The organism is Rhizobium sullae, from assembly GCF_900169785.1.
Classification (GTDB): domain Bacteria; phylum Pseudomonadota; class Alphaproteobacteria; order Rhizobiales; family Rhizobiaceae; genus Rhizobium; species Rhizobium sullae.
The window spans coordinates 64,248-87,736 of record NZ_FWER01000017.1 but is presented as its reverse complement, the minus strand read 5'-3'; the positions used below and the strand labels follow the sequence as shown (position 1 = coordinate 87,736).

Below are 23,489 nucleotides of genomic sequence, written 5' to 3'. Positions count from 1 at the left end.
CACAAATGGAACGGATCGACGGATACGACCTCAAAATCCTGGCCGAGCTCCAAAGCGACGGCCGCCTGACCAACAATGAGCTCTCAGAGTTGATCGCCCTTTCGCCATCGCAGTGCTCGCGCCGGCGGGCGCGGCTCGAGACGGAGGGTTTTATCCACGGTTATCGCGCCGTGCTCGATCGCGGCAGGCTGGGGCTCGACCTCATGGTCGTCATCGCCGTTACCCTCGCCACCCACAACCGCGACAACGCCAAACGTTTCGCCGCGCTGATCGCCGACCTGCCGGAGGTGCTGGAATGTTACGCACTGACTGGCGAAATGGACTACCACCTCAAGGTCGTGACGCCCGATCTTGCGGGACTGTCGCGCTTCGTCAACGACGTGCTCCTGCCGCATGACAGCGTTCAGCATGTCAAGACGTCCATCGTACTTCAGACATTGAAGGACTTTCAAGGTTTGCCGGTCCGCCCTTCCCACGCCTACCGCGCGACCTAGAGATATCCTTTTCAACAATCTTGGTTGGCTCGTTCCTGCAGATCGCGGTATCTCGACAGGGCTGATTGCCGGTTCCGCAGTCTGGCGAAGGCCATCTAAAAAATACCGACAGGCCACGGAATGCCGGCCGGTTCGCCAATTTGGGCGGTGATGCGTCGCCGCCCGCGATCAACGCCCGCTTCGGCCTCAACGGGTTGAAGACGGAGCATGGCGGGCGCTAGTCGACTCGATCCAACCTTTCACAAGTCAACGTCCAGACCGCCCTTGTTAAAGGAAGCTTGAACAAGGCGAACAATTCCCAGTCCGAGGACGCCGTCATTCCGTCCTGAATCTGGCGTGGCAGGTCTGCAGCATGAGGTGGAAGGCATGTTCCGCAGGCATCGACGACAGCTCCGCCCGTTTCGGACATGGGTGCCGAGCGGGCCGCCGCCCATGGCCTCTCCAGGCTTCATGCGCATACTGGCGGGCATCGGTCCGGGGTTTTACGGCCGTTTGCATGACTTCTGCGGATGTCTCGACTATGGAGAATGCATCACGCCAGCCGAGCAAGGCTTCACGCGCCTCGTCCCTTGACCTGCCCGCCTTACGCACAAGGACGTTGAAAAGCTCCCCGAGCACTTGAACCGGAATAACCGCAGCATCCGCCGGTAAGCGCCTTAGAAAGTTAAGGGCGATATCCCTCCGGTCCGCTCCATTTACACCTTCCGCGTAGGCCAGAAGATTGGTATCGAGCGCGACCTTCACCGATCATCCTCATAAAGTTCATCGCGCGTCCATCGTTCGGCACTTACAACAGGCTGTTGCTCAAGGCGGGACAAAAGAGCGTTGCGAGCACCAACCACAACGTTCTCGTGCCTGTCCGCAGGAACAATCCGCGCCACGGGTCGTCCATGACTTGTGACGACGTAGCTATTCCCGTCTCTGACGCTGCGCAGAATGAGGGAGAATTTGCGGTTTGCATCCGCTGCCGAAACAGCTTCTTCCATGAAAATCTCCATGAAGTAGTTATATTGCCTACAACAATCGCGAGACAGCATTTCTGCAAGAGGCTTTCGATTGCAACCGGTCAAGGACTGCGACGCCTCCGCTTGCCACCGTCCGATACGGACCGCCTGCGCTCCCGCCAAGCCTTATCTACTTCCTTGAAGCTTTGGCGGGCCGTGAACCGGGCTGTCAAGCCTGGCGCGGAACGTAGCAATTAATCTGAGAACCCGAGCGGCTCGTGTTCTCAGATTCAAATGCCAAATCGAAAAGAGACAACCGCATTCTCATCGTCATGCGTGGGAGTCAGCCGTTCGCGGCGATCTCTTCAACCACGGCCTTGGCCTGCACCCGGATATCCGGGACGGCCGTGATTTCCCAGAATTGTCCCGCCGTTAAGGCGCCGACTGCGAACAGTCGAGCAGGCGAGATCCGAGGTGGTGCTATCACTTCGGAAGCGGCATTCACCTCGATGCCCAAACCGAGAGGATCAGGGGCAATCAAGTGAAACCGGCTCATTTCCTTCAAAAGCGGTGAGTGACTGATCCCGGCGCGCTCCATTCCGGTGCAGTTGACGAGCCAGTCCGCGCTGATCTCGGCGATCGTTCGCGTCGCTCTGACCCTGTAGCTGGCAGCGAGCCTGCCCTGCCCGAGGATTTCGAGCAGCAGCGCCAAGGACCGCGAGGCAGAGCTAAAGGCTCACATGGATGCGATGTAGCCGGACGAGCTGACGCATTCCGGTTGGGTGATACGCCCCTGGGATAGCGCCTCGCCCGCCTTGGGAAGTCAGTGAAACAACGTGAGTCCGCCAGACAGACAGAATCCCGATCTAGGTTTATATCTACTACGCGAAAATAGCCGGACGCCGCTGTTCGGGCCGCGTTAGCAGGCCCTGCGGCGGTTCTGGCCCTCGTTAAGTGCAGGCCGGTGACGGCACCGTCGCGCCTAATGCAGCGCCGAGCTCGCGGACCCGTCGCAAGCGGGCATTCGAGGAACGCAGGCGTATATGTCGTGCCCAAATTGTGTTGTGCACAGTTGCACGGATGCACACCTTCCTTGTCCTACATCGCCGATCGTGTTACTTTGTACACAATTCAACACAAGGTTTTCATGATGACAGCCAGCACCACCATGACAATTCGGGTTTCTCCCGAAACTAAGTCGAAGCTGGAACGGATCGCGGCGGACACCCGCCGCAGCAAATCGTTCCTCGCGGCCGAAGCCATTTCCGCCTATGTCGAGCGCGAACTTGAAATCATCGATGGGATCAAACGCGGCATGGCCGACGCCGAAGCTGGCAGAGTCATCCCCCATGAACAAGCCGTCGCGGAAATGCGCGAGGTCATTGCGGACGCGAAGCGCCGGAAGGCCGCGCACGGATGAGGCCGGTTGTCTGGTCGATTGAAGCGCATCGGGATAACCTCGAAATCTTGCGCTATATCGCCGAGGACAACCCACTTGCCGCCGAGCGGGTCGTTGACGCGATCGAGGACGCCGGCAATAAGCTGGGCGAGTTCGCGACCGGGAGGCCGGGGCGGGTGAGCGGAACCTATGAAAAATGCCTCGCCCGGCATCCGTACATCATCGCCTATGAGCTGCGACAGGTGGCCGGCCGCGATAGCGTCGTGATCCTGCGAGTCATCCATACATCGCGGGATTGGCCGGTCGAGGAATGGCCGAACTAACGCATGTTCAGAGGCCGAGATGACGAGGAAGGAGCAGCGTTGCACGATCACCGTGGCGGTGCCAGCGCGGTAGTGTAGAGTTGTCGCAGATTGCCCTGACTTCATTGGAATGACCTGCCTATGCTCACATCCGGTCTCCTACAACAGATCGAAAATGAACTTCTGGCTTTCGCGTCCGATCCGGGGCGCTCCGCTTCTTTCGCATTTCTACATGATGACCAGCTAGTCTCGGTTCGGGGTGAAGAGCCTCGCATTGCAGCGAGTGTTATCAAAATCGCTGGAATTGGTGCGCTGCTATGTGACGAGACGCTTGATTTGGACGAGTCCGTGAACCGCACTGATATCGGCAGCAGTTTCCTGCCTTCAATTACAAACTGTTTCGACGAATCTTCGACGCTCACCATTCGAATGCTTGTCGTTCTGGCGATTTCCGCGAGCGATAACAGCGCTGCGGATTAGGTATCGGATTTCTGCACGAGGCTTTCGATTGCAACCGGTCAAGGACTGCGACGCCTCCGCTTGCCACCGTCCGATACGGACCGCCTGCGCTCCCGCCAAGCCTTATCTACTTCCTTGAAGCTTTGGCGGGCCGTGAACCGGGCTGTCAAGGCTGGCGCGGAACGTAGCAATTAATCTGAGAACCCGAGCCGCTCGTGTTCTCAGATTCAAATGCCAAATCGAAAAGAGACAACCGCATTCTCATCGTCATGCGTGGGAGTCAGCCGTTCGCGGCGATCTCTTCAACCACGGCCTTGGCCTGTACCCGGATATCCGGGACGGCCGTGATTTCCCAGAATTGTCCCGCCGTTAAGGCGCCGACTGCGAACAGTCGAGCAGGTGAAATCCGAGATGGTGCTATCACTTCGGAAGCGGCATTCACCTCGATGCCCAAACCGAGAGGATCAGGGGCAATCAAGTGAAACCGGCTCATTTCCTTCAAAAGCGGTGAGTGACTGATCCCGGCGCGCTCCATTCCCGTGCAGTTGACGAGCCAGTCCGCGCTGATCTCGGCGATCGTTCGCGTCGCTCTGACCCTGTAGCTCGCAGCGAGCCTGCCCTCCTCGGCCCCGAGCGATTTCAAGAAGCCCGCGTGGAAACGAACGGTTCCTTCCGTGACCAACTTCTCGAACCTGTCGAACACGTCGGGCGCGACCCGGTGACGGTGAATGTTCCACCAGGGAAGCGCGTGCCGCAGGAAACGTGCCCTCTCCTCGCTCGAAAGCCGTTGCCAAAGAGCCTGCGTCGCGGGTCTCAGACCGTCCATCACGCCTCGCCAGTCGGCGGCCGCCCTGCTCTTCGCCCGCAAGATCTTCAATATGCCGCTGATCGTATCCGGAAGCATCTGAACGTCGATCGGCAGCGGCACCTGCGGCTTGCTCGCGTGTCCGAGCGGTGCGAGCCCGCGACGCGAAAGCACATCGATCCGGCCACTGTGGCCATGGGCGCGAAGAGCAAGAACCTGATCGATCATCGTCAGGCCGGAGCCGAGGATGCAGACCGCATCGGACGGTGCGACGCGCCTCAGCCACGAGAGCCGCCACGGGTTCTCGATGATCCGCGATCGCGCCGATGCTGGGACTCCCTCCAGATCGACCGGAAGGGTCGCGTTCCCGACACCGAGGCAGAGCACCACGTTCTTCCCGGTAATCTCGTCGCCATTACCAAGATGGAAGGCCAGCGTGCTGCTGTAACGGTCCACGCATCCCGCCGCCTTGGCCTTGATAAGGTCGACCCGGCAGCGGCCGTCCCGCTTTCGAAGCAGCCGTGCAAGCGTATCGCGGACATAAAGACCGTAATCGCTCCGCGAAGCAAAATCCCCTGCCTGCAACCGGCGTCCACGGCTTTTCAGCCAGTCGACAAAGTCGTCGGGATGATGCGGCAGCAGGCTCATGCGGCCTGCGGGAACGTTGAGGCGATGGAGATAGAGCTCCGTCCGGTAGGCCGTCCCGCGGCCGAAACCGGGATCATCGCCAATGACGGCGATCTTCGCCGAGGCGGGAAGCTGTTCGATGAGATTGCAGGTAACAGCTATCGCTGAAAAACCGGAACCGACCACGATAACATCATACATCGACGCATTCTCCCTGAAGCTTCGCAACGTCATTGAGACATTTCTTCTTTCAAGCCCGACGCCGCGCGCCGGACCAGCGGATCGCGCAACCGGCGCAATGACGAAAACAATTATCTCTATTGTCTATAAATATAGTTTGTTATTTCTCCCGCTAGCCCCTTCTGAACCATTACGCTTTTGAGGTGAGATCAAGGGCCGTGCGGGCCCTGAACAAAGGGGCTCAAGATGAATTTCAGGAACTTAGTTGCCGCGATCGCAGTCGGCGTCGGCACTCTTGCAACGGCGATCGTCGCCCAAGCGGCGGACAAGACGGTCGTCGTCGCCTACCAAACCGACGCCTTGCCGTCTTCCGTGGCGATCGCCAATGGCGAATTCGCCAAGGAGACGGGATACGACATCGACTTCCGCAGGTTCAATTCAGGCGCCGAAATCTTTGCGGCGATTGCATCCGGCGATGTCCAGGTCGGCTATGTCGGCTCCAGCCCGTTTGCGGCTGCTGCATCACGCGGGCTCGAGGTCAAGGCCTTCTACCTTGCGTCCATCTCAGGCATCGACGAGGCTCTCGTCGTCCGTAACGGCTCCGGCATCGAAAGCCTGAATGATCTCAAGGGGAAGAAACTTGCTGCAGCGCCGGTGTCCACGGACCACTATCAGCTCCTGGCGCTCATCAAATCGCGGGGCCTGACCGAAAAGGACGTTCAGGTCTTCGCAATCCCTCAGCCCGAAATCGTCGCGAGCTATAACCGCGGCGACATCGATGGCGGCTTCGTCTGGGATCCGGCGCTCACCGAACTCAAGAAGAACGGGAAGGTCCTCGTGACCTCCAAAGACGTGGCAGACAAGGGTGCGCCAACATTCTCGGCATGGGTCGCGACCTCGAAGTTTGCCGCCGACAACCCGGAATTTCTGAAGGCTTTCGCTTCGGTCGTCAACAAATACTACGCATCCTTCGCGTCCGACAAATCCGCCTGGAGCCCCGACAGCGACAACGCCAAGTCGCTTGCGAAACTCATTGGCGGAACGCCCGATCAGCAGGCGTCGGCCTTGAAGAACCTCACCCTGTTGACGCCTGAGGTCCAGGCATCGGATGCCTGGCTCGGCGGCGGCGAAAAGGCGGGTGCTGCCAAGATCCTCAAGGACACGGCGTCGTTTCTGAAAGAACAGGGCAAGGTTTCCGACGTGCTGGCGAATTACGGGGCCTTCGTAACCGCAGACGCGCTCACCGGCGTCAGCAACTGATCCTCCCTGACGCTGGCGCAATCCCTGCGCCGGCGTCGAACTTGCGAGCAGCAACATGCTTAAAGTCGATCACGCTAGCGTTTTCTTCGCAGCCCGCGACGGGCGGACCATTCACGCGCTCGATCGCGTTTCTTTCGATATTCCCGAACGGGGCTTCGTCGTCGCGCTCGGGGCGTCGGGATGCGGCAAATCAACCCTTCTCAACGCGATTGCGGGTTTCCTTCCGCTTTCGGATGGCCGGATAACACTCGATGGTCGCGCGGTCGAACGACCCGGCGCGGATCGTGGTGTCGTTTTTCAGAAAGACGCGCTGCTGCCTTGGAAATCCGTCGTCGACAATGTCGCGCTCGGTTTGAAATTCGCCGGGGTAAAGCGGAAGGAGCGCGAAACGCGCGCTCTGGAACTGCTCCGGCTCGTCAGCCTCGACGAATTCGCCGGCGCTTTTCCTTACGAGCTGTCGGGCGGCATGCGCCAGCGCGTCGGCATCGCGCGGGCTCTGGCAACAAGTCCCGGCATCCTGCTGATGGACGAGCCATTCGGCGCGCTCGACAGCCTGACGCGCGAGCAGATGCAGGAACTGCTGGTTTCCATCTGGGATAAAACGGCAAAGAAGGCTTTCTTCATCACGCACTCGATCGAAGAGGCCTTGTTCCTGGGCACGCAGGTCCTGGTCATGTCACCTCGACCAGGACGCGTTGTGGCACGCTTCGATCTCGATTTCGTTCGCCGTTTCGCCGAAACCGGCGACGCCCGATCAATCAAGGCGTCGCCGCTATTTGCCGAGTTGCGCGAGGAGATACGCGCCATTCTGCACAGCACCGAAGACCTCAGGAGCGCCGCATGAGCGATATAGTTCAGGCCCCGCCGATTGCGGCACATATACAGAACCATCAGATCAAGCTGGTGAAAATGGCAAGCTTCGGAGCCGGCGAAAAATCGACAGCGGCCATCAGCGCTACCACCGCGCTGGCCATACTGCTGCTGTGGTGGTTTGTATCCGCACTCGGTGTCGTTCCACACCTGTTCCTGCCGCGTCCAGACGAGGTGCTGACGCAGATCGACGTCATCTATCGCGACGGCTACGCCGGTGCGTCGCTGTCCGAGCATGTCTCCGCAAGTTTGTTCCGCATCGTAGCCGCAGCCCTCATCGCCATCTCCGCCGGCATTCCGCTCGGATTGCTCATGGGCCTGAACCGCTGGGCAAAAGGGGTTCTCGACGCGCCAATAGAGTTCTACTGGCCGCTTCCGCCGCTCTCCTACCTGCCGCTGATGATCATCTGGCTCGGCATCGGCGAGACGTCGAAGATCACACTGCTGGTGCTGGCGATGTTCGCACCGATCTGCCTCTCGGCACAGGCCGGAGTTCGCTCGCTCCCGATCGAACGCGTCAATGCCGCGCGTTCGCTGGGCGCGAACCGGCTGCAGCTCTTCCTGGACATCGTCCTGCCATCCGCCCTGCCCGAGATCCTCACCGGTGTTCGAATTGCGCTCGGTGTCGGCTGGGGCACGCTGGTTGCAGCTGAATTGATCGCTTCCACGCGCGGGATCGGTTTCATGATCATGGCGGCCTCACAGTTCCTGGCGACCGACGTCGTCTTTGTCGGTATCGGCATCATCGCGATCTGCGCGTTCATCTTCTCCGCCGCCATTCGTTTTCTGGAGGCGTTCCTCGTACCCTGGAAGGGCAAGCTCTGACCGAGGGCGCAGCGGCGCGGCATCGGGTTCCTGAAGGAGCCGCTTCGCGAGCGGCAAACGATATCAGGTTCGGCTCGGGGGCCGCCGACGAACTCCGATCTGAGTTCGTCGGCTCAAGATATTCCTGATCGGCGGCATCGGACATTCGCTTCACTGGATTGTCGCTTGTCATCCTCGCGGATGTCCGCCAGCCTTTCGAGCTTATCGAGGTCGGCGGCGAGCAACTGACGCGCGATGCGCTTTTGAAGAATGGTCCGCTCGTCCTCGTCTTCTTCCGCTTTGCCGGATGCCCGGCATGCAATATCGCCCTGCCCTATTATAATCTGCATCTCGCTCCGGAACTGGCGACGCTCGGCGCAACGCTGGTCGGCATCAGCCCGCAGGTGCCGGAACGGCTGGTCGCGATCAAGAAGCGTCACAAGCTCGATTTCTTAATCGCCAGTGACAAGGACAATGCCCTTGGTCGCCGCTTCGGTATCCTCTACACTTTCGATAAACCTTCGAAGCAGTCGTCGATCGCCGGTGGTGCGCCAATCGGCGAAGTGACGGGTACCGGCACGGGGGAACTGCCAATGCCGGCGACGATCGTCATCGATGAAAGCGGCCATGTGCGCTTTGCCGATTTCAGCCCAGACTGGCTGGTCGGCACCGAACCCGGAGAGGTCATCGACGCGGTGCGCAAGCTTGCCACGCGCGCCGCCGCCTGATCCTAACTAGAGACGCCTCAAGCAAACGAGAACAAAGTGACCCACGACCGCAGCCATCACGATCATGACCACAATGATGATCATCACCATGCCGAAGACCATTGGCGCGACAATGGGGTGAAGGTCATTCCCGGCAATTCGCTCGATCCGAATACCGCCCAGACGCCCGGCATGAACCGGGCGACGGCCATCAGCAAGGCGCGCGCCGGTGCGGAAAAGATCTGGGCCGGAACGGTGACGATCCATGCCAACGCCAAGACCGGCGCTCACCACCACGGCGATCTCGAAAGCATCATCTATGTGGTAAAAGGCAAGGCCCGCATGCGCTGGGGCGAAAACCTCCAATACACCGCCGAAGCCGGTCCGGGTGATTTCATCTACGTGCCACCCTATGTGCCGCACCAGGAAATCAACGCCAGCCGCGACGAAACGCTGGAATGCGTCCTCGTCCGCTCGGGCCAGGAACCGGTGGTCGTCAATCTCGATATCGAACCGGTCGAAAAGCCGGAAGAGGTCCGCTGGATCGATCCGATCCATCGTTGACCAAGCGCGCCGTGAACGCGGATGATGAGGCGTTTGAAAGACGCCTCATCATCCGTTTATCGAACACTTCATTGTTGCCATCTTGGCCATCTGCCGAACCGGATATTATCTCACCTCACGATATGCCGGGAATCGAACGGCGAGCCCTCCGGATAGCGAGTCCCACCAATGATAAATCGGCGCCGTCCTGAAGGTCGCATTGCCCTTGACCAGCCACTGGTCACAACCGTGAAGCCCGGATGCTACACATCGCTCTGGCATGGCGAGTTCCGCGACGATGGCCAGAATAGTCCGGGACGAAATTCTTGCCCAACGGCCCCGCCCCGACCGCTGTGCACGCTTCGGCGACGTCACCGGATCCGAGGTCATCTGCTTGCCATGCTTGCAACCAGATCGCTGAACCTCTCGCCCTGTATCCCGACATGCGCCCTGAGCAGGCGCCGCGCCTCCTCCCCATCCCCTGCAAAGATCGCGTTGACGATCGCGCAGTGCTCCGAGAAGGACGTCGCCAGGCGATTGCGCACGCGCAGTTGCAGCCGCCGGTAGGGGCGCAGGCGCCGGTGCAATTGGGTGCACTGCTCCTCGAGGAAGTCGCTCCGGCTCGCGGCGTAGATCGCCTTGTGGAAGGCCTCGTTGTCGTAATAATAGGCATCGCTGTCGCCCGCCTCGGCTGAAAGCTCGCAGCGCCTGTGCGCTGCCGCGATCGCTGCGCGGGCCTCATCGTCGAGCCTACGGGCAGCCAGTGCCCCGGCGAGCCCCTCCAGTTCCGCCATCACTTCGAACATCTCATAGACGCGGTGCGGTCCCGGATCGATGACGACGGCCCCTCTGCGGGGCCGTATTTCGATCAGGCCGATGGCGTTGAGCTGCATCAGCGCCTCGCGCACCGGCGTCCGCGAGACTCCGAACCGATTGGCGAGCACCATTTCGTCCAGCCGCTCGCCTGGGGAGAACTCATTGGAAAGAATTGCATTTTCAATCTCATCCCGGAGCCATCGGCCGACATTCTCGGACATTGGTTGCAGTTCCTTATACATAAGCACGATTCTTGTATACACGATACTTGACATCGTGTACGTGTTGTGGCAGATTACATACTACCGGTGAAACCATGCGATGGGAAGCAGCCGCACTCGCCGCAACCAGTCGATTTGAGAAGGGGGAGAATGGGCATGCCTGAGACCTCTTTTTTCACGGACATGCTGCAGAGCATCACCGATCGCGGACGTAAGCTCTTATTTTCCAGCTCACGTGTCTCTGAGGTCGCCGCCGAGGCGGATCTCGAAACCCTCTGCGAAATGCTGCTGTCGAGCCGCGGCGAAGCTTCGGGCATGGCCATTGCCGCCGAGATACTCGATCGCTGGAGCGCACTCGACGCAGAAAGGGTGCAGCACTTCTTTCACGTGCTCTCCGACAAATTCGGACCCGACACGGCGAAGCTCGACCGGGCGGTTGAAAACTACCGCACCGACAAGAGCTCAACTTCAATCATTGCTCTCCACCAGGCGGCAGAACCGCGGCGGCAGGAGCTGCTGCGCCGATTGAATCACGCGCCGAGCGGTACGGCAAAGCTCGTCCGGATACGTCAGCAGCTTCTTGCCTCGAAAGAGCAAACGACTGGGTTTCAAGCGCTTGACGCCGACTTTACGCATCTGTTCGGCTCCTGGTTCAACCGCGGTTTCTTGACTTTGCGCCCGATCGACTGGTCGACGCCGGCGCACATCCTGGAAAAGATCATCAAATACGAGGCCGTGCACGAGATCGCCGGCTGGGATGAACTGCGTCGTCGTCTTGCGCCGGCTGATCGCCGATGCTTTGCCTTTTTCCATCCTCGGCTGGCCGACGAGCCGCTTGTGTTCGTCGAGGTGGCGCTCGCGCGATCCGTGCCGAACTCCATCGCCGACGTGCTCAACGAAGGCAGGGTGCAAATTGCCGCCGACGAGGCAACGACGGCCGTCTTCTATTCGATCTCCAACTGCCAGGACGGCCTGCGCGGAATCTCGTTCGGCAATTTCCTAATCAAGCAGGTCGTGGACGACCTGCACAGGGATCTGCCGGGCCTCAAAAATTTCGTTACGCTGTCGCCCGTTCCGGGCTTTGCGCGCTGGCTCGCCAAGGCGCGTGCTTCGGCGAGCGACCCGCTGCTGTCGGATGCGGATCGCAAGGCGCTGACGCTGCTGGATGACCCGGCGTGGGCCGACGACGAAAACAGGGCGGCCGAGGTAGAGCGCGTCCTGCTGCGGCTCGCGGCGCATTATTTCCTGATCGCACGGACCGCCGACGGCCGCCCGGTCGATCCAGTCGCCCGCTTCCATCTCGGCAACGGCGCCCGGCTGGAAAGACTGAATTTTCTCGGCGATCGCTCGGCCAAGGCCATGCAGCAGGCACACGGCCTGATGGTCAACTACCTCTACAAGCTCGAGGACATCGTGACCAATCACGAGGCGTTGGCGCAGCGCGGGGAGGTTGTTGCATCGCCGCCTGTCAAGAACCTGATGAACCGGAACGGCGAAGCCGGCGCGACAGCTAACGTCGCCGGGTTTCGCGGCCGGGTGCGCAGGTCGTAAACGAGAAGGATTGGAGGAGGCAAGAATGAGCAACCATCTTTTCGACGCCATACGGGCGGCGGCCCGCGACAACGCGCCGTTCATCCGGATGAATGGTGGTCACATATGGGCCTATGATGACGCATTGGACCTTTCGAGCCGCATCGCGAGCGCGATCGATACGCTCGGCATTCGCCCCGGCGACCGAGTGGCCGTGCAGGTCGAAAAAAGTGCCGAGGCACTGATCCTCTACCTTGCCTGCCTTCGCTCGGGCGCCGTCTACCTGCCGCTGAATACCGCCTATACGCTCGCCGAGCTCGACTATTTCATCGGCGACGCCGAACCTAGGCTGGTCATAGTCCCGTCGGCCGGCCGCGAGAGCGTCGAGAGGATCGCAAAGCCGCACGGCGCGATCGTCGAAACGCTTAACGCCGATGGTACGGGCTCGCTTCTCGATCTCGCAGGAGACGAACAGGCCGACTTCGTCGATGCCTCGCGCACCGCCGACGACCTGGCAGCGATCCTATATACCTCGGGAACGACCGGGCGCTCCAAGGGAGCGATGCTCACGCACGGCAACCTGCTCTCGAATGCCGTAACCTTGCGCGACTGCTGGCACGTCACCGCCGATGATCGGCTAATCCATGCCTTGCCTTTCTTCCACACGCATGGGCTGTTCGTCGCTACGAACGTCACGCTGCTTGCCGGCGCCTCGATGTTCCTGCTGCCGAAATTCGACCCGGACGGGGTCATGTCGCTGATGACGCAGGCGACGCTCCTGATGGGCGTGCCGACCTTTTACGTGCGCCTGCTGCAGAGCCCCCGCTTCGACCGGCAGGCTGTCGCGAACATGCGCCTCTTCATTTCCGGTTCGGCGCCGCTGCTCGCCGAGACGCATATCGAGTTCAAGAACCGTACCGGGCATGCAATCCTTGAGCGCTACGGCATGACCGAAACCAACATGAACACGTCCAATCCCTATGACGGGGAGCGGATCGCCGGAACGGTCGGCCTGCCCCTCCCCGGCGTGACGCTGCGCATCACCGATCCCGCGACCGGCGCCGAGCTTGCGCCCGAGGAAACCGGCATGATCGAGATCAAGGGACCGAACGTCTTCAAAGGCTATTGGCGCATGCCGGAAAAGACCGCCGCGGAATTCACGGCCGACGGCTTCTTCATCAGCGGCGACCTCGGCAAGATCGACGAGGACGGTTACCTCCACATCGTCGGGCGCAGCAAGGACCTCGTGATCTCCGGCGGATACAACATCTATCCGAAAGAGGTCGAGGGCGAGATCGACCAACTCGAGGGTGTCTCTGAGAGCGCGGTCATCGGGGTTCCGCATCCCGATTTCGGCGAAGGCGTTACCGCCATCGTCGTTTGCAAGCCCGACACGGCGCTCGATGAAAAGGCGATCCTTGGCGCGCTCCAGGACCGGCTCGCGCGCTATAAGCAGCCGAAGCGCATCATCTTCGCCGAGGACTTGCCGCGCAACACCATGGGCAAGGTCCAGAAGAATGTCCTGCGGCAGCAATACGCCGATCTTTACATCACGACGTGAGCCAACCGCGCGCCCTCTGGGAGGAAGGCGCACGGATATGTCCAATCTTGAAGAACATTAGCTACCGGCGCTGGAGGCGTCGGAGGGAGGGGAATCATGAGCATCGAAATCCTATCCATACTGCTGCTTATCGCCATGTTCGTCATCGCGACCATCCAGCCGATCAACATGGGTGCCCTGGCCTTCGGCTGCACCTTCCTGCTCGGATCGCTTATCATCGGCATGAAGGCCAGCGACATTTTCGCGGGCTTCCCCAGCGACCTATTCCTGACGCTCGTCGCCGTCACCTACCTCTTCGCCATCGCGCAGATCAACGGCACCATCGACTGGCTCGTCGAATGCGCCGTGCGGCTGGTGCGCGGTCATGTCGTCTGGATTCCCTGGGTGATGTTCGTCGTTGCCGCGATCATCACCGGATTCGGTGCGCTCGGGCCGGCGGCGGTGGCGATCCTCGCCCCGGTCGCGTTGAGCTTTGCCGTGCAATACCGGATCCGCCCTGCGATGATGGGGCTGATGGTCATCCATGGCGCGCAGGCGGGCGGCTTCTCGCCGATCAGCGTCTATGGCGGCATCACCAATCAGATCGTCGCCAAGGCCGGCCTGCCCTTTGCCCCGACATCGCTTTTCCTCTCAAGCTTCTTCTTCAATCTGGCGATCGCCGTGCTGGTCTTCTTCGTCTTCGGTGGCGCTCGCGTGATGAAGCAGATACCGGCTGCTACCGGTCCCCTGCCCGAACTGCATCCCGAGGGTGTATCGGCGGCGATCCGGGGCCACGGCGGCACGCCGGCCAGGCCCATCAGGGAGCACGTCTACGGCACGGCGGCGGACACCGCTCAGAATTTGCGCCTGACTCCGGAAAAGATCTTCACCTTGATCGGCCTGACGGCGCTCGGCATCGGCGCTCTGGTCTTCAAGTTCAATGTAGGTCTGGTCGCGATCACCGTCGCTGTCGCGCTCGCCCTCATTTCGCCGAAGACCCAGAAGGCGGCAATCGACAAGGTAAGCTGGTCGACCGTGCTTCTGATTGCCGGCATCATCACCTATGTCGGCGTCATGGAGAAGGCGGGCACCGTCGACTATGTCGCCAACGGCATATCGAGCCTCGGCATGCCGCTCCTGATCGCGCTGTTACTCTGCTTCACAGGCGCCATTGTCTCGGCCTTTGCCTCCTCGACCGCGCTGCTTGGCGCCATCATCCCGCTGGCTGTTCCGTTCCTGCTGCAAGGCCACATCAGTGCCGTCGGCGTGGTTGCGGCAATCGCGATCTCGACAACAATCGTCGATACCAGCCCGTTCTCGACCAATGGCGCCCTCGTCGTCGCCAACGCCCCGGACGACAAGCGCGAACAGGTTCTACGGCAGTTGCTGGTCTATAGCGCGCTGATCGCCATCATCGGGCCGATCGTTGCCTGGTCGGTCTTCGTCTTGCCGGGCCTCGTCTGATGGCAGCACTGCCGCCGCCTTCGGGAGGCGAAAAATTGTCGGCGTCCGGTGGGAGAGGGACGCCCTGATCGAAGGTGCAATCGCGTCTAGGCCAGGATCTATTTGTCGCGCATTCGTCGCGAGCAGACCGACGTCGACACCGCAATCATCGCCCGGCGGTCCTTCCATTAACCGCCGGCCGTCTGGATCAGCGAGAGGTGGAGGTTGCAGAAGGCGTCGATCTTTCGCTGCAAAGCTTTCGCAGAAAATTATCAGTCACTTCTCATTCAAATAGCTGTTTTCAGTATCGCCGCGAGGCGGGCCGCGCGGGGCTATGCGAGGCGGATTAACCTTTGGTGACACGCGCATGATCGAGAAGATGGACGCCAAGGATAGCGGCTCTTTTTTCCATCAGCGCTCGTCCTCATCCACGCCACCGAGATCGACCCGTCACGGATAAGATGAGCTAATGACGCGGTGTCACCATGGCGGCCTCAACGGCGGTGAGGCCGGAGGAAAGCGCCTGCAGGCCGTCTTGTCCGAGAAGCGACGCCACTTCCGCCGAATAGCTGCAGGCAAGCATGGTCAGTTCGCGATAGGTATTTCGCCCCGCAGCCGTCAGTTCCAGATGTTCGACACGGCGGTCATCCTCATGCTGCGCCCGCTTTAGCCAGCGGCGTTTCTCAAGCGAGAAAACCGCGCGACTGACTTTGGTCTTGTGCATGGTCGAATGAACGCCCACCTCCTTCGCCGTCATGCGCCCGGAGCTGCCGAGTGCTGCGAGCGTGCGCCATTCCGGCCGCGTCAGGCCATATTTGGCCTTATAGGCCGCCGCAAAGCGCAACGCGATGAATTCCGCGGCGCGGTTTAGGCGAAAGGGCAGGAACTGCTCGAGATCGAATTGGCCGGTATCCATGGCTTCCTTGATAGTTACAAAATAGACAGTTACGTTTGTAACCATATTGAAAGAGGAGGTGCAAGGCATGCTGGAGAAGACGAGGAGCACGGCTGCCGATGCGGTCGTAAATAACCCGCAATACATGCCGGGCTTTGGCAATGATTTCGAGACGGAGTCCTTGCCCGGCGCTCTGCCGCAGGGCCAGAACAGCCCGCAGAAATGCAATTACGGGCTTTATGCCGAACAACTGTCAGGCTCGCCCTTTACCGCACCGCGCGGCACCAACGAACGCTCCTGGCTCTACCGCATTCGCCCGAGCGTGCGCCACACGGGCCGCTTTTCCAATGCCAGTTATCCCCTCTGGAAATCGTCGCCGTGTCTCGACGATCATACGTTGCCGCTCGGCCAGCTGCGCTGGAGCCCGATCCCGGCGCCTGCGGAAGAGCTCAACTTCCTCGCCGGCATCCGCACGATGACGGCGGCCGGCGATGTCATGACCCAGACCGGCATGGCGGCCCATGCCTATGTCTTCAACGCCGACATGATCGATGATTATTTCTTCAATGCAGACGGGGAACTGCTGGTCGTTCCGCAGCTCGGCGCCATCCGCGTCTTCACCGAAATGGGCATCATCGATGTCGAGCCCTTGGAGATTTGCCTCATTCCGCGCGGCATGATGTTCAAGGTATCCCGTCTCGGCGACGGATCCGAATGGCGTGGCTATATCTGCGAGAACTACGGCGCCAAGTTCACGTTGCCGGATCGCGGGCCGATCGGCGCCAATTGCCTTGCCAATCCGCGCGACTTCAAGACTCCGGTCGCCGTCTACGAAGACAAGGAAACGCCGTGCCGCCTGCACGTCAAATGGTGCGGCAAGTTCTATGTGACCGAGATCGGCCATTCGCCGCTCGACGTCGTGGCCTGGCACGGCAACTATGCGCCGTTCAAATACGACCTGCAGACTTTCGCGCCGGTCGGCGCAATCCTCTTCGACCATCCGGATCCGTCGATCTTCACGGTTCTGACGGCGCCTTCGGGCGAAGAAGGGACCGCCAATGTCGACTTTGTCATCTTTCCGCCGCGCTGGCTGGTGGCCGAACACACATTCCGCCCGCCCTGGTATCACCGCAACATCATGAGCGAGTTCATGGGGCTCATCCATGGTCAGTACGACGCCAAGGCGGAGGGTTTCGTCCCGGGCGGGATGAGCCTGCACAACATGATGCTGCCGCATGGGCCGGATTCGACGGGCTTTGAAAACGCGTCCAACGTCGAGCTGAAACCCGTGAAGCTTGACCATACGATGGCCTTCATGTTCGAGACCCGCTATCCGCAGCAGCTGACACGGTACGCAGCCGAGCTTGAGACGCTGCAGGACGACTACCTCGAATGCTGGGATGGTCTAAAACGCAAATTCGACGGAACAGCCGGTATCAAGTGATACAGTTCACTCGTCATTCAAGAATTGGAATTCAAAGAGCATGAAACTCGCCACGCTCAAAGACGCCACCCGTGACGGCCGCCTGGTGGTCGTTTCCAAGGACCTCAGCCGGTGCTCCGAAGTCCACCATATCGCCCGGACGCTGCAGGCTGCCCTCGACGACTGGGCTCACATCGCACCACGTCTTGCCGCCGTTGCGGAGGGTCTGGAAACCGGCGCGCAGCCATCCATGCGGTTTCACGAGCACGACGCCGCATCGCCGCTGCCGCGCGCCTATCAATGGGCGGATGGTTCGGCCTACGTCAACCACGTCGAACTGGTCCGCAGGGCACGCGAAGCCGAGATGCCAGCCACCTTCTGGACCGAGCCATTGATGTATCAGGGCGGTTCCGACAGCTTTCTTGGGCCGCGCGACCCCATCCTGGCGGCGGACATATCCTATGGCATCGATATGGAGGCCGAGATCGCCGTCATCGTCGATGACGTGCCAATGGGCGCCGCGATCGACGAAGCGCGTAGCGCTATCCGGCTCTTAATGCTCGTCAACGATATTTCCCTGCGTGGGCTGATCCCGTCGGAACTCGCAAAGGGCTTCGGTTTCTTTCAGTCGAAGCCCTCCTCGACATTCTCGCCGGTTGCGGTAACGCCCGATGAGCTTGGCGACGCCTGGGACGGCGGCAAACTGCACCTGCCGCTCATTGTCGACCTTAACGGCAAACCCTTCGGGCGCGCCAATGCCGGCATCGACATGACGTTTAATTTCGGTGAGCTCATCGTCCATGCCGCCAAGACCCGCCCGCTTTCCGCCGGCACCATCATCGGCTCGGGGACGGTCTCCAACAAGCTGGACGGCGGGCCTGGCAAGCCGATTTCCCAAGGCGGCGCCGGCTATTCCTGCATCGCCGAAATCCGGATGATCGAAACGATCGAGACCGGCGCTGCCGCAACACCCTTCATGAGGTTCGGCGATACTGTCCGCATCGAGATGAAGGATGCGGACGGGCACTCGATCTTCGGAGCAATCGAGCAGACCGTTGCGAAATACGAAAAGCAGTGAGGGCCGACATGGTGAGTGATACGGTTCTGTTCGACTACTGGCGCTCTTCTGCAAGCTACCGTGTCCGGATCGCGCTTAACATGCTGGCGATCCCCTATCGGACCGTTGCCATCGATCTTCTGGCCACGGAGCACAGGCAGCCCGCTCATCTCGCGCGAAATCCACAGGGACTGGTGCCTGTACTCCTTATCGATGGCGAGACACTGACCCAGTCGCTCGCCATCATCGAATATCTTTCGGAAACACGGCCGAATACGGGGCTTCTGCCCCCAGACGCGCTGGGCCGCCAACGTGTCAGGGCCCTTTCCTACGCCATCGCAATGGACATACATCCCATCTGCAATCTGAGCGTCGTTTCCCACATCATGCAGCAATCGGACGATCCCGACGCCGCCCGGCTGGCATGGATGGGCAGGTTCATCCGGGACGGTCTTAACGCTTTCGAGCTAATGCTGGACAGGCCGGAAACCGGCGAATTCTGCCATAAAGACCAGCCCACCATGGCTGAGCTCTGCCTCGTGCCGCAGATCTATAATGCCCGGCGGTGGAGTGTCGATCTTTCCGCCTATCCGCGCGCTACGGCGATTGCGGAAAAATGCGAACGGCTGCCGGCCTTTGCTGCGGCTCATCCCGATCGGGCGGCACGATCGAGCTCCGCAGCCGGATAAGAAAGCTAATCAGTCGTTCTTGAAGACCAGGCATACGCCGCCAGCTTTGCGCACGGCCGCACAGACCTGATTTGCCTCGCCCCTCGTTTGACGCGCAACGCGGGCGACATAGCGCGGCCGGTAACCGAAGCTGCGGTCGCGCTGGCGCAAAATGAGAGGCTTTTCGGCGTTCAGGGGCACCGGCAGCTTGCGAACGTCTTCCAGGAAAAGACTGCGTGCCGCTGCGGGGTCGAAGTGCGCGGCGAGTTGTGCGCCCCAAGGCGCCCACTCGCCTTCGGGCTGCCAAGGAGCAGACTTGAAACGGCGGCTTTCGGCAAGAGCGATGCAAGCCTCCAGGAAGGTCTTGTCCTTATCGAGTTCAAGTGCTGCTTTGTCGGGTGGGCTGTTTTTCCACTCTTCGACGGTGTGCGCTGTTATCGCCGTGACATAGCTTCGTGTCTCGAAAGGCAGGGAACCGGCTTCCAGAAAAGCCGAAAGACCATTTTCGCCGGCATTATAGGCTGCCGCCGCAAGCCCCAGATTGCCGAAGCGGTTGCGCAACTCATTGAGATAGGCCGCCGATGCCTGCAGTGCGCTCAGCGCATCATAGCTGTTTTTAAGACCGCGCAGTTTGGCGGTGCCCGGCATGAACTGCGCGATCCCCTCCGCACCCTTCGGACTGAGTGCATCGGGGCGAAAATGGCTTTCCTTCCAGATGAGCCGCGCAAAATAATCAGGGGGAAGTTGGTTGGCGCGCGCGAAATGATCGATGGCCGTGCAGATGTCCGTGCTGAAACTGTCCTTTCGGACGCAAAGGGCCGGCCCGCCGGAAGAAGCCTGCAGAGAGTAAAGACATGGCGGTGGCGCGGCACTCCCCTCAGGCTGTGAACCGGCGGGGTGGCTGGCAAGAAAGACAGCGATGAACGCACCTGCGATCGGCGCAAGTCTTCCGGCGGCCTTCCCCATGGAGCGCCTCATCGGTGCCCTCTCCAAACTCCATCGGATCGTCGCGCTGACACTATCACAAAAATTGCGCGCAAACCGCCTATCGCAGGCGCTCGCGCAACTGCCCGATCACGCCAACATCGGCATTGGCGAAGGCAAGCCGGAGATAACCGTCTTGGCTCTCGCCGAAATAGCTTCCAGGGATACAAATCACTCCGGCTTCCTTGGCTAGCCTTTCCGCCACCGTGGCGGAAGGCAGATCCCCACAAGGATGCCGGACGAAGGCGAAGTAGGCGCCGATTGCGGCGATCGACCAGCCGTTCGTTTCTGCCATGACCGCTTTCAGCGCCTCAGCGCGGCGCGAAATTTCCAGCCGGTTTGCAGCGCGCCAGTCCGCCAGGATCGGAAGGGCAGTTGCCACGGCGGCCTGAGCCGCCCGCGGCGCACAGATCTGCATGTTGTCCATGATCTTGGCGATCTCGCCGACGATGCGCGGACCGGCTGTTATCGCACCGAGCCGGTGTCCAGGAATGCAGAAGGATTTGGAGAAGCTGTAGAGCAGGACAAGCGTCTCATCCCAGCCCTCGATGGAGAGCAGATCATGCGGCGCTCCGGCATCGGCCGGCAGAAAGTCCCGATAGGTCTCGTCCAGGATCAGCCAGGCTCCATATTTCCGGCAAAGATGGAAGAGTTCGCGAAGCAACGCCGGCGGATAGACTGCGCCGGTCGGATTGTTCGGTGTGACGACCGCAAGGGCACGCACGCCCGATAACAAGGCCTTTTCTGCCGATGCCAGGCTCGGCAAGAAGCCTTTCGCAGCATCGCAATCGACGAGAACACGTCCGATGCCCAGCATGGAAAGCGTGGTTTCGTGATTGAAATAGAAGGGATTGGTGAGCGCGATCGTCTCGCCCGATTTGGCAAGCGCGATGGTGCTGCACATGAAGGCCTGATTGCAGCCGGAGGTGATATGGATGTTGGCGGCAGCAACGCTCGTGCCATAGACGTCCGACATATGCGCCGCATAAGCCTTCCTGAGCGCCTCCTCCCCTTCGATGGCGCCATAGCCGGTCATAGCTGGAGAGGCGGCCGCCTCGCCGAGAAGCCGCAGCATCTCTGGATGAGCGGGATAGCCGGGCACGGCTTGGGACAGGTCGATCAGCGGTCCTTTGCCGCCATTATAGTCACGCGCCCAGGCAACCACAGAAGGGATGGGTGGCGGCGACAAACGAGAGACGAGCGGATTTGGATGGGCAAGCGGCATTCCGGGCTTTCCTTGAGAGATCGATTACGGTTTCAGGCGGCGCTTGACGGGCCGTTGGGCGGCGGCGCGAGCGCGCGAGACAGGCGTGAAGCTTTCGGCTGTAGCCGCCGGAGCGTCAATTCGCCCGCGCCCGCGGATCACACGCCGGGCCGACGTCTGCGGCTCTGCCCCGCGATCTCTTTCGAGGGCGGAGAAGAACCAGTCGATAAAGACCCTAACGATCGGCGCGGCGCGCACTTCGTTTCGGCAGGCGACATAAAAGGCATCATTGGCCGGAACGGAGAGATCAAAGGGTACGACGAGTTCGCCCTGAGCGATCAGGCTGCCGGCCGTAATCGCATCGCCGAGCGCAACCCCCTGCCCGCTCAAGGCCGCCTCCGTGGATAGCCGCGCATCGCTCATGAAGTGCTGCCTGCCGCGCGGCATGTCCAACGCGTCGGCTGCAGCAAGCCAGGTGTTCCATTCGCGTCCATCGTCGCCGTGAAGCAGGACGTGATCGCGCAGATCGCGCACAGAGCGCAACGCGCGGCTGTTCATCAGGGTCGGGCTGACGACGGGGAAAAGTTGCAGGTTGCTCCAAAGGCGCGCCCAGCAGTCCAGCCAGGTCCCGTCGCCATAAAGAATGCAGACATCGATATCCGGCGAGTAAAGCCGGTCGGGGTCGTTGGAGGCGACGAGCGTCAGGCTGATATCCGGGAACTGTTCGCTGAACTGGTGCATGCGCGGAATCAGCCAGAATGAGAGCAGAGCCGGCACGCATGAAATCCTAAGGCTGCCGCTGGTCGATGGCCGGGTCACCAGCGCCGTTGCCGCTGCGATCGTCTCGAATGCAGTTGTTAGAGCCGGTAAAAGCAGAGCAGCCTGCGGCGTGAGCTTCAGCCGCTTGCCGTTGCGCTCGAAAAGCGGCGTGCCGAAGACCGCTTCCAGCGCCTTGATCTGATGGCTGATGGCCCCATGAGTAACATTGAGCTCGCGCGCAGCCGCCGAGACCGAGCCGCGGCGAGCGGCGGCCTCGAAGGCACGCAATGCATTCAGCGGCGGCAGTCGGTTGAACATGGCAACCTAATGTGAAAAAATCTCACGCTAATTGCTATTACAATGTGAATTGCATTTTCAACTTTTTTGTCGGGTAATGCAAAAAATAAACGACAGCAAGGGGAATGGTCGTGAACCGCAGCGCGGTTCCGCTTTCCCACCTTTTGAGACAAGAGGTGAACCGGAATGGCCTGGGATCAGACGAAACTCGAAGAACTACGTGCGAAATTCGCCGAGAGCCACGGCGGCCAGATACTCGATCCTGACTTCCGCAAGGTGGCCGATAAGATCTTTTCAAAAACCGGCACGCGCCTTGCTCCTTACGCCGGCATTCCGACATTCCTGAGCGCCCCTTACATGCCGGTCGCCGCCGATGAGCCGGATTTCGGCAATCTGCAGGTCGCAATCACCGGTATCCCGATGGATCTCGGCGTCACCAACCGTCCGGGATCGCGCTTCGGACCGCGCGCACTGCGCGCCATCGAGCGCATTGGTCCTTATAATCATGTGCTGGGCACGGCGCCGCTGTTTGATTTGCGCGTCGCCGATATCGGCGACGTCCCCTTCCAGAGCCGTTACCGGCTGGAACTCAGTCATGACGACATCGAAAAGCGCATCAATCAGATCATTGATGCAGGCGTCGTACCGCTTTCAGTCGGCGGCGATCACTCGATAACGCACCCGATCCTGAAGGCCGTCGGCAAGAAGCAACCGGTCGGCTTGATCCACATCGATGCGCATTGCGATACGGGGGGCGCGTTCGACCAGACAAAGTTCCACCACGGCGGTCCGTTCCGCAATGCCGTCCTCGACGGCGTGCTCGATCCGACCCGTACTGTGCAGATCGGCATCCGCGGTTCGGCCGAATATCTCTGGGAGTTCTCCTACGAATCTGGAATGACGGTGATCCATGCTGAGGAGGTGACGGGCATGGGGATTCCGGCGATCATCGAGAGGGCAAAGGCGATCGTCGGCGGAGCTCCCACCTATCTATCCTTCGACATCGACAGCCTCGATCCGAGCTTTGCGCCCGGCACCGGCACACCGGAAGTCGGCGGCTTGACGACGCGGGAGGTTCTGGAATTGATCCGCGGCCTGAAAGGGATCAATCTTGTCGGCGGAGATGTTGTCGAGGTCGCCCCGCAATATGACGCCACGACCAATACCGCCCACGCCGGTGCCCAGGTCTTGTTCGAAATCCTGAGCCTGATGGTCTTCAGCCCATCCATCGGCAGCAAGCGCGATTGAGCCCGGCAAC

23 protein-coding genes and 2 pseudogenes are annotated in these 23,489 nt (G+C 60.6%); 16 read left to right on the top strand and 9 right to left on the bottom strand.

Features of this window, described 5'->3' with window-relative positions:
- Nucleotides 1-5 precede the first annotated feature (5 nt).
- Nucleotides 6-494 carry an Lrp/AsnC family transcriptional regulator gene (locus BN1800_RS17205; RefSeq protein WP_027511089.1) on the top strand — a complete coding sequence of 163 codons (489 nt, stop codon included), beginning with the start codon at nucleotides 6-8 and terminating at the stop codon, nucleotides 492-494.
- 315 nt (nucleotides 495-809) lie between these two features.
- Here the strand turns inward: BN1800_RS17205 and BN1800_RS17200 are convergent, their stop codons facing one another.
- The 3 genes and pseudogenes from BN1800_RS17200 to BN1800_RS17190 all read right to left on the bottom strand — a co-directional run.
- Nucleotides 810-1,238 (bottom strand): PIN domain-containing protein, encoded by a 429-nt coding sequence (locus BN1800_RS17200; RefSeq protein WP_086999650.1) that lies wholly within the window; start codon nucleotides 1,236-1,238, stop codon nucleotides 810-812.
- Nucleotides 1,235-1,480, bottom strand: coding sequence for a type II toxin-antitoxin system Phd/YefM family antitoxin (locus BN1800_RS17195; RefSeq protein WP_086999648.1), 246 nt, complete (start codon nucleotides 1,478-1,480; stop codon nucleotides 1,235-1,237). The genes BN1800_RS17200 and BN1800_RS17195 overlap by 4 nt, the downstream gene beginning before the upstream one ends.
- 301 nt (nucleotides 1,481-1,781) lie before the next feature.
- A pseudogene (locus BN1800_RS17190) lies at nucleotides 1,782-2,123 on the bottom strand (FAD/NAD(P)-binding protein); the annotation flags it as partial.
- A 465-nt stretch (nucleotides 2,124-2,588) separates the two neighbouring features.
- Here BN1800_RS17190 and BN1800_RS17185 point away from each other — a divergent pair.
- The 3 genes from BN1800_RS17185 (at nucleotide 2,589) to BN1800_RS17175 (ending at nucleotide 3,619) form a co-directional block, all read left to right on the top strand.
- Nucleotides 2,589-2,858, top strand: coding sequence for a CopG family ribbon-helix-helix protein (locus BN1800_RS17185; protein ID WP_027511088.1), 270 nt, complete (start codon nucleotides 2,589-2,591; stop codon nucleotides 2,856-2,858).
- The gene (locus tag BN1800_RS17180) at nucleotides 2,855-3,160 is read left to right on the top strand and encodes a type II toxin-antitoxin system RelE/ParE family toxin (protein WP_086999644.1); all 306 of its coding nucleotides are present in this window, start codon (nucleotides 2,855-2,857) and stop codon (nucleotides 3,158-3,160) included. The genes BN1800_RS17185 and BN1800_RS17180 overlap by 4 nt, the downstream gene beginning before the upstream one ends.
- Before the next feature lie 120 nt (nucleotides 3,161-3,280).
- A complete protein-coding gene (locus BN1800_RS17175; RefSeq protein WP_027511086.1) occupies nucleotides 3,281-3,619 on the top strand; it encodes a serine hydrolase in 339 nt (112 codons plus the stop codon).
- Between the two features lie 259 nt (nucleotides 3,620-3,878).
- On the opposite strand, the gene BN1800_RS17170 is transcribed toward BN1800_RS17175, so the two are convergent.
- A complete protein-coding gene (locus BN1800_RS17170) occupies nucleotides 3,879-5,231 on the bottom strand; it encodes an FAD/NAD(P)-binding protein (RefSeq protein WP_037142403.1) in 1,353 nt (450 codons plus the stop codon).
- 225 nt (nucleotides 5,232-5,456) lie between these two features.
- Between BN1800_RS17170 and tauA the strand changes: the two genes are divergently transcribed.
- From tauA to BN1800_RS17145, 5 genes are all read left to right on the top strand, one after another.
- On the top strand, nucleotides 5,457-6,470 hold the full coding sequence (gene tauA / locus BN1800_RS17165) for a taurine ABC transporter substrate-binding protein (protein ID WP_086999642.1): 1,014 nt from the start codon (nucleotides 5,457-5,459) through the stop codon (nucleotides 6,468-6,470).
- Between the two features lie 55 nt (nucleotides 6,471-6,525).
- The gene (locus tag BN1800_RS17160) at nucleotides 6,526-7,314 is read left to right on the top strand and encodes a taurine ABC transporter ATP-binding protein (protein WP_086999639.1); all 789 of its coding nucleotides are present in this window, start codon (nucleotides 6,526-6,528) and stop codon (nucleotides 7,312-7,314) included.
- Entirely contained in the window at nucleotides 7,311-8,165 is an 855-nt protein-coding gene (locus BN1800_RS17155; RefSeq protein ID WP_086999637.1) for an ABC transporter permease subunit, read from the top strand. Before BN1800_RS17160 ends, BN1800_RS17155 begins: the two co-directional genes overlap by 4 nt.
- Nucleotides 8,166-8,323: 158 nt before the next feature.
- The gene (locus tag BN1800_RS17150) at nucleotides 8,324-8,872 is read left to right on the top strand and encodes a peroxiredoxin-like family protein (RefSeq protein ID WP_210191281.1); all 549 of its coding nucleotides are present in this window, start codon (nucleotides 8,324-8,326) and stop codon (nucleotides 8,870-8,872) included.
- Nucleotides 8,873-8,908: 36 nt separating this feature from the next.
- On the top strand, nucleotides 8,909-9,415 hold the full coding sequence (locus tag BN1800_RS17145) for a cupin domain-containing protein (protein ID WP_425299026.1): 507 nt from the start codon (nucleotides 8,909-8,911) through the stop codon (nucleotides 9,413-9,415).
- A gap of 365 nt (nucleotides 9,416-9,780) precedes the next feature.
- Here the strand turns inward: BN1800_RS17145 and BN1800_RS17140 are convergent, their stop codons facing one another.
- On the bottom strand, nucleotides 9,781-10,431 hold the full coding sequence (locus BN1800_RS17140) for a GntR family transcriptional regulator (protein WP_086999633.1): 651 nt from the start codon (nucleotides 10,429-10,431) through the stop codon (nucleotides 9,781-9,783).
- Nucleotides 10,432-10,587: 156 nt separating this feature from the next.
- Between BN1800_RS17140 and BN1800_RS17135 the strand changes: the two are divergent.
- The 3 genes and pseudogenes from BN1800_RS17135 to BN1800_RS17125 all read left to right on the top strand — a co-directional run.
- A pseudogene (locus BN1800_RS17135) lies at nucleotides 10,588-12,009 on the top strand (malonyl-CoA decarboxylase); the annotation flags it as partial.
- Nucleotides 12,008-13,522 (top strand): malonate--CoA ligase, encoded by a 1,515-nt coding sequence (locus tag BN1800_RS17130; RefSeq protein ID WP_086999630.1) that lies wholly within the window; start codon nucleotides 12,008-12,010, stop codon nucleotides 13,520-13,522. The pseudogene BN1800_RS17135 and the gene BN1800_RS17130, both read left to right, overlap by 2 nt.
- A 96-nt stretch (nucleotides 13,523-13,618) precedes the next feature.
- A complete protein-coding gene (locus tag BN1800_RS17125; protein WP_086999629.1) occupies nucleotides 13,619-14,965 on the top strand; it encodes an SLC13 family permease in 1,347 nt (448 codons plus the stop codon).
- 445 nt (nucleotides 14,966-15,410) lie between these two features.
- Here BN1800_RS17125 and BN1800_RS17120 read toward each other — a convergent pair whose 3' ends face one another.
- Nucleotides 15,411-15,860, bottom strand: coding sequence for a MarR family winged helix-turn-helix transcriptional regulator (locus BN1800_RS17120; protein ID WP_086999627.1), 450 nt, complete (start codon nucleotides 15,858-15,860; stop codon nucleotides 15,411-15,413).
- A gap of 67 nt (nucleotides 15,861-15,927) precedes the next feature.
- Between BN1800_RS17120 and hmgA the strand changes: the two genes are divergently transcribed.
- The 3 genes from hmgA to maiA are packed head-to-tail and all read left to right on the top strand — an operon-like array spanning nucleotide 15,928 to nucleotide 19,008.
- Nucleotides 15,928-17,283, top strand: coding sequence for a homogentisate 1,2-dioxygenase (gene hmgA / locus BN1800_RS17115; protein WP_086999625.1), 1,356 nt, complete (start codon nucleotides 15,928-15,930; stop codon nucleotides 17,281-17,283).
- A gap of 40 nt (nucleotides 17,284-17,323) precedes the next feature.
- Nucleotides 17,324-18,340 carry a fumarylacetoacetate hydrolase family protein gene (locus tag BN1800_RS17110; RefSeq protein ID WP_086999623.1) on the top strand — a complete coding sequence of 339 codons (1,017 nt, stop codon included), beginning with the start codon at nucleotides 17,324-17,326 and terminating at the stop codon, nucleotides 18,338-18,340.
- Nucleotides 18,341-18,348: 8 nt separating this feature from the next.
- Nucleotides 18,349-19,008, top strand: a complete 660-nt coding sequence (maiA, locus tag BN1800_RS17105) for a maleylacetoacetate isomerase (RefSeq protein WP_086999621.1) — start codon at nucleotides 18,349-18,351, stop codon at nucleotides 19,006-19,008.
- 9 nt (nucleotides 19,009-19,017) lie between these two features.
- Here the strand turns inward: maiA and BN1800_RS17100 are convergent, their stop codons facing one another.
- The 3 genes from BN1800_RS17100 to BN1800_RS17090 all read right to left on the bottom strand — a co-directional run bounded on the left by BN1800_RS17100 (nucleotide 19,018) and on the right by BN1800_RS17090 (nucleotide 22,252).
- Nucleotides 19,018-19,965 carry a lytic transglycosylase domain-containing protein gene (locus tag BN1800_RS17100; protein WP_086999619.1) on the bottom strand — a complete coding sequence of 316 codons (948 nt, stop codon included), beginning with the start codon at nucleotides 19,963-19,965 and terminating at the stop codon, nucleotides 19,018-19,020.
- A 67-nt stretch (nucleotides 19,966-20,032) separates the two neighbouring features.
- Entirely contained in the window at nucleotides 20,033-21,196 is a 1,164-nt protein-coding gene (locus tag BN1800_RS17095; RefSeq protein ID WP_086999616.1) for an aminotransferase, read from the bottom strand.
- Between the two features lie 24 nt (nucleotides 21,197-21,220).
- Nucleotides 21,221-22,252, bottom strand: coding sequence for a LysR substrate-binding domain-containing protein (locus tag BN1800_RS17090; RefSeq protein WP_086999614.1), 1,032 nt, complete (start codon nucleotides 22,250-22,252; stop codon nucleotides 21,221-21,223).
- A gap of 165 nt (nucleotides 22,253-22,417) precedes the next feature.
- On the opposite strand from BN1800_RS17090, the gene speB reads away from it, so the two are divergent.
- On the top strand, nucleotides 22,418-23,479 hold the full coding sequence (speB, locus tag BN1800_RS17085) for an agmatinase (RefSeq protein WP_086999612.1): 1,062 nt from the start codon (nucleotides 22,418-22,420) through the stop codon (nucleotides 23,477-23,479).
- Nucleotides 23,480-23,489: the final 10 nt, after the last annotated feature.

What these genes read in the sequence shown, in the direction of transcription:
- BN1800_RS17130 (WP_086999630.1), top strand. Translation starts at nt 12,008, where the DNA reads ATGAGCAACCATCTTTTCGACGCCATACGGGCGGCGGCCCGCGACAAC.
- maiA (WP_086999621.1), top strand. Translation starts at nt 18,349, where the DNA reads ATGGTGAGTGATACGGTTCTGTTCGACTACTGGCGCTCTTCTGCAAGC.
- BN1800_RS17125 (WP_086999629.1), top strand. Translation starts at nt 13,619, where the DNA reads ATGAGCATCGAAATCCTATCCATACTGCTGCTTATCGCCATGTTCGTC.
- BN1800_RS17155 (WP_086999637.1), top strand. Translation starts at nt 7,311, where the DNA reads ATGAGCGATATAGTTCAGGCCCCGCCGATTGCGGCACATATACAGAAC.
- BN1800_RS17140 (WP_086999633.1), bottom strand. Translation starts at nt 10,431, where the DNA reads ATGTCCGAGAATGTCGGCCGATGGCTCCGGGATGAGATTGAAAATGCA.
- BN1800_RS17110 (WP_086999623.1), top strand. Translation starts at nt 17,324, where the DNA reads ATGAAACTCGCCACGCTCAAAGACGCCACCCGTGACGGCCGCCTGGTG.
- BN1800_RS17090 (WP_086999614.1), bottom strand. Translation starts at nt 22,252, where the DNA reads ATGTTCAACCGACTGCCGCCGCTGAATGCATTGCGTGCCTTCGAGGCC.
- BN1800_RS17195 (WP_086999648.1), bottom strand. Translation starts at nt 1,480, where the DNA reads ATGGAAGAAGCTGTTTCGGCAGCGGATGCAAACCGCAAATTCTCCCTC.
- hmgA (WP_086999625.1), top strand. Translation starts at nt 15,928, where the DNA reads ATGCTGGAGAAGACGAGGAGCACGGCTGCCGATGCGGTCGTAAATAAC.
- BN1800_RS17185 (WP_027511088.1), top strand. Translation starts at nt 2,589, where the DNA reads ATGACAGCCAGCACCACCATGACAATTCGGGTTTCTCCCGAAACTAAG.
- BN1800_RS17175 (WP_027511086.1), top strand. Translation starts at nt 3,281, where the DNA reads ATGCTCACATCCGGTCTCCTACAACAGATCGAAAATGAACTTCTGGCT.
- BN1800_RS17120 (WP_086999627.1), bottom strand. Translation starts at nt 15,860, where the DNA reads ATGGATACCGGCCAATTCGATCTCGAGCAGTTCCTGCCCTTTCGCCTA.
- BN1800_RS17205 (WP_027511089.1), top strand. Translation starts at nt 6, where the DNA reads ATGGAACGGATCGACGGATACGACCTCAAAATCCTGGCCGAGCTCCAA.
- speB (WP_086999612.1), top strand. Translation starts at nt 22,418, where the DNA reads ATGGCCTGGGATCAGACGAAACTCGAAGAACTACGTGCGAAATTCGCC.
- tauA (WP_086999642.1), top strand. Translation starts at nt 5,457, where the DNA reads ATGAATTTCAGGAACTTAGTTGCCGCGATCGCAGTCGGCGTCGGCACT.
- BN1800_RS17095 (WP_086999616.1), bottom strand. Translation starts at nt 21,196, where the DNA reads ATGCCGCTTGCCCATCCAAATCCGCTCGTCTCTCGTTTGTCGCCGCCA.
- BN1800_RS17100 (WP_086999619.1), bottom strand. Translation starts at nt 19,965, where the DNA reads ATGAGGCGCTCCATGGGGAAGGCCGCCGGAAGACTTGCGCCGATCGCA.
- BN1800_RS17160 (WP_086999639.1), top strand. Translation starts at nt 6,526, where the DNA reads ATGCTTAAAGTCGATCACGCTAGCGTTTTCTTCGCAGCCCGCGACGGG.
- BN1800_RS17180 (WP_086999644.1), top strand. Translation starts at nt 2,855, where the DNA reads ATGAGGCCGGTTGTCTGGTCGATTGAAGCGCATCGGGATAACCTCGAA.
- BN1800_RS17170 (WP_037142403.1), bottom strand. Translation starts at nt 5,231, where the DNA reads ATGTATGATGTTATCGTGGTCGGTTCCGGTTTTTCAGCGATAGCTGTT.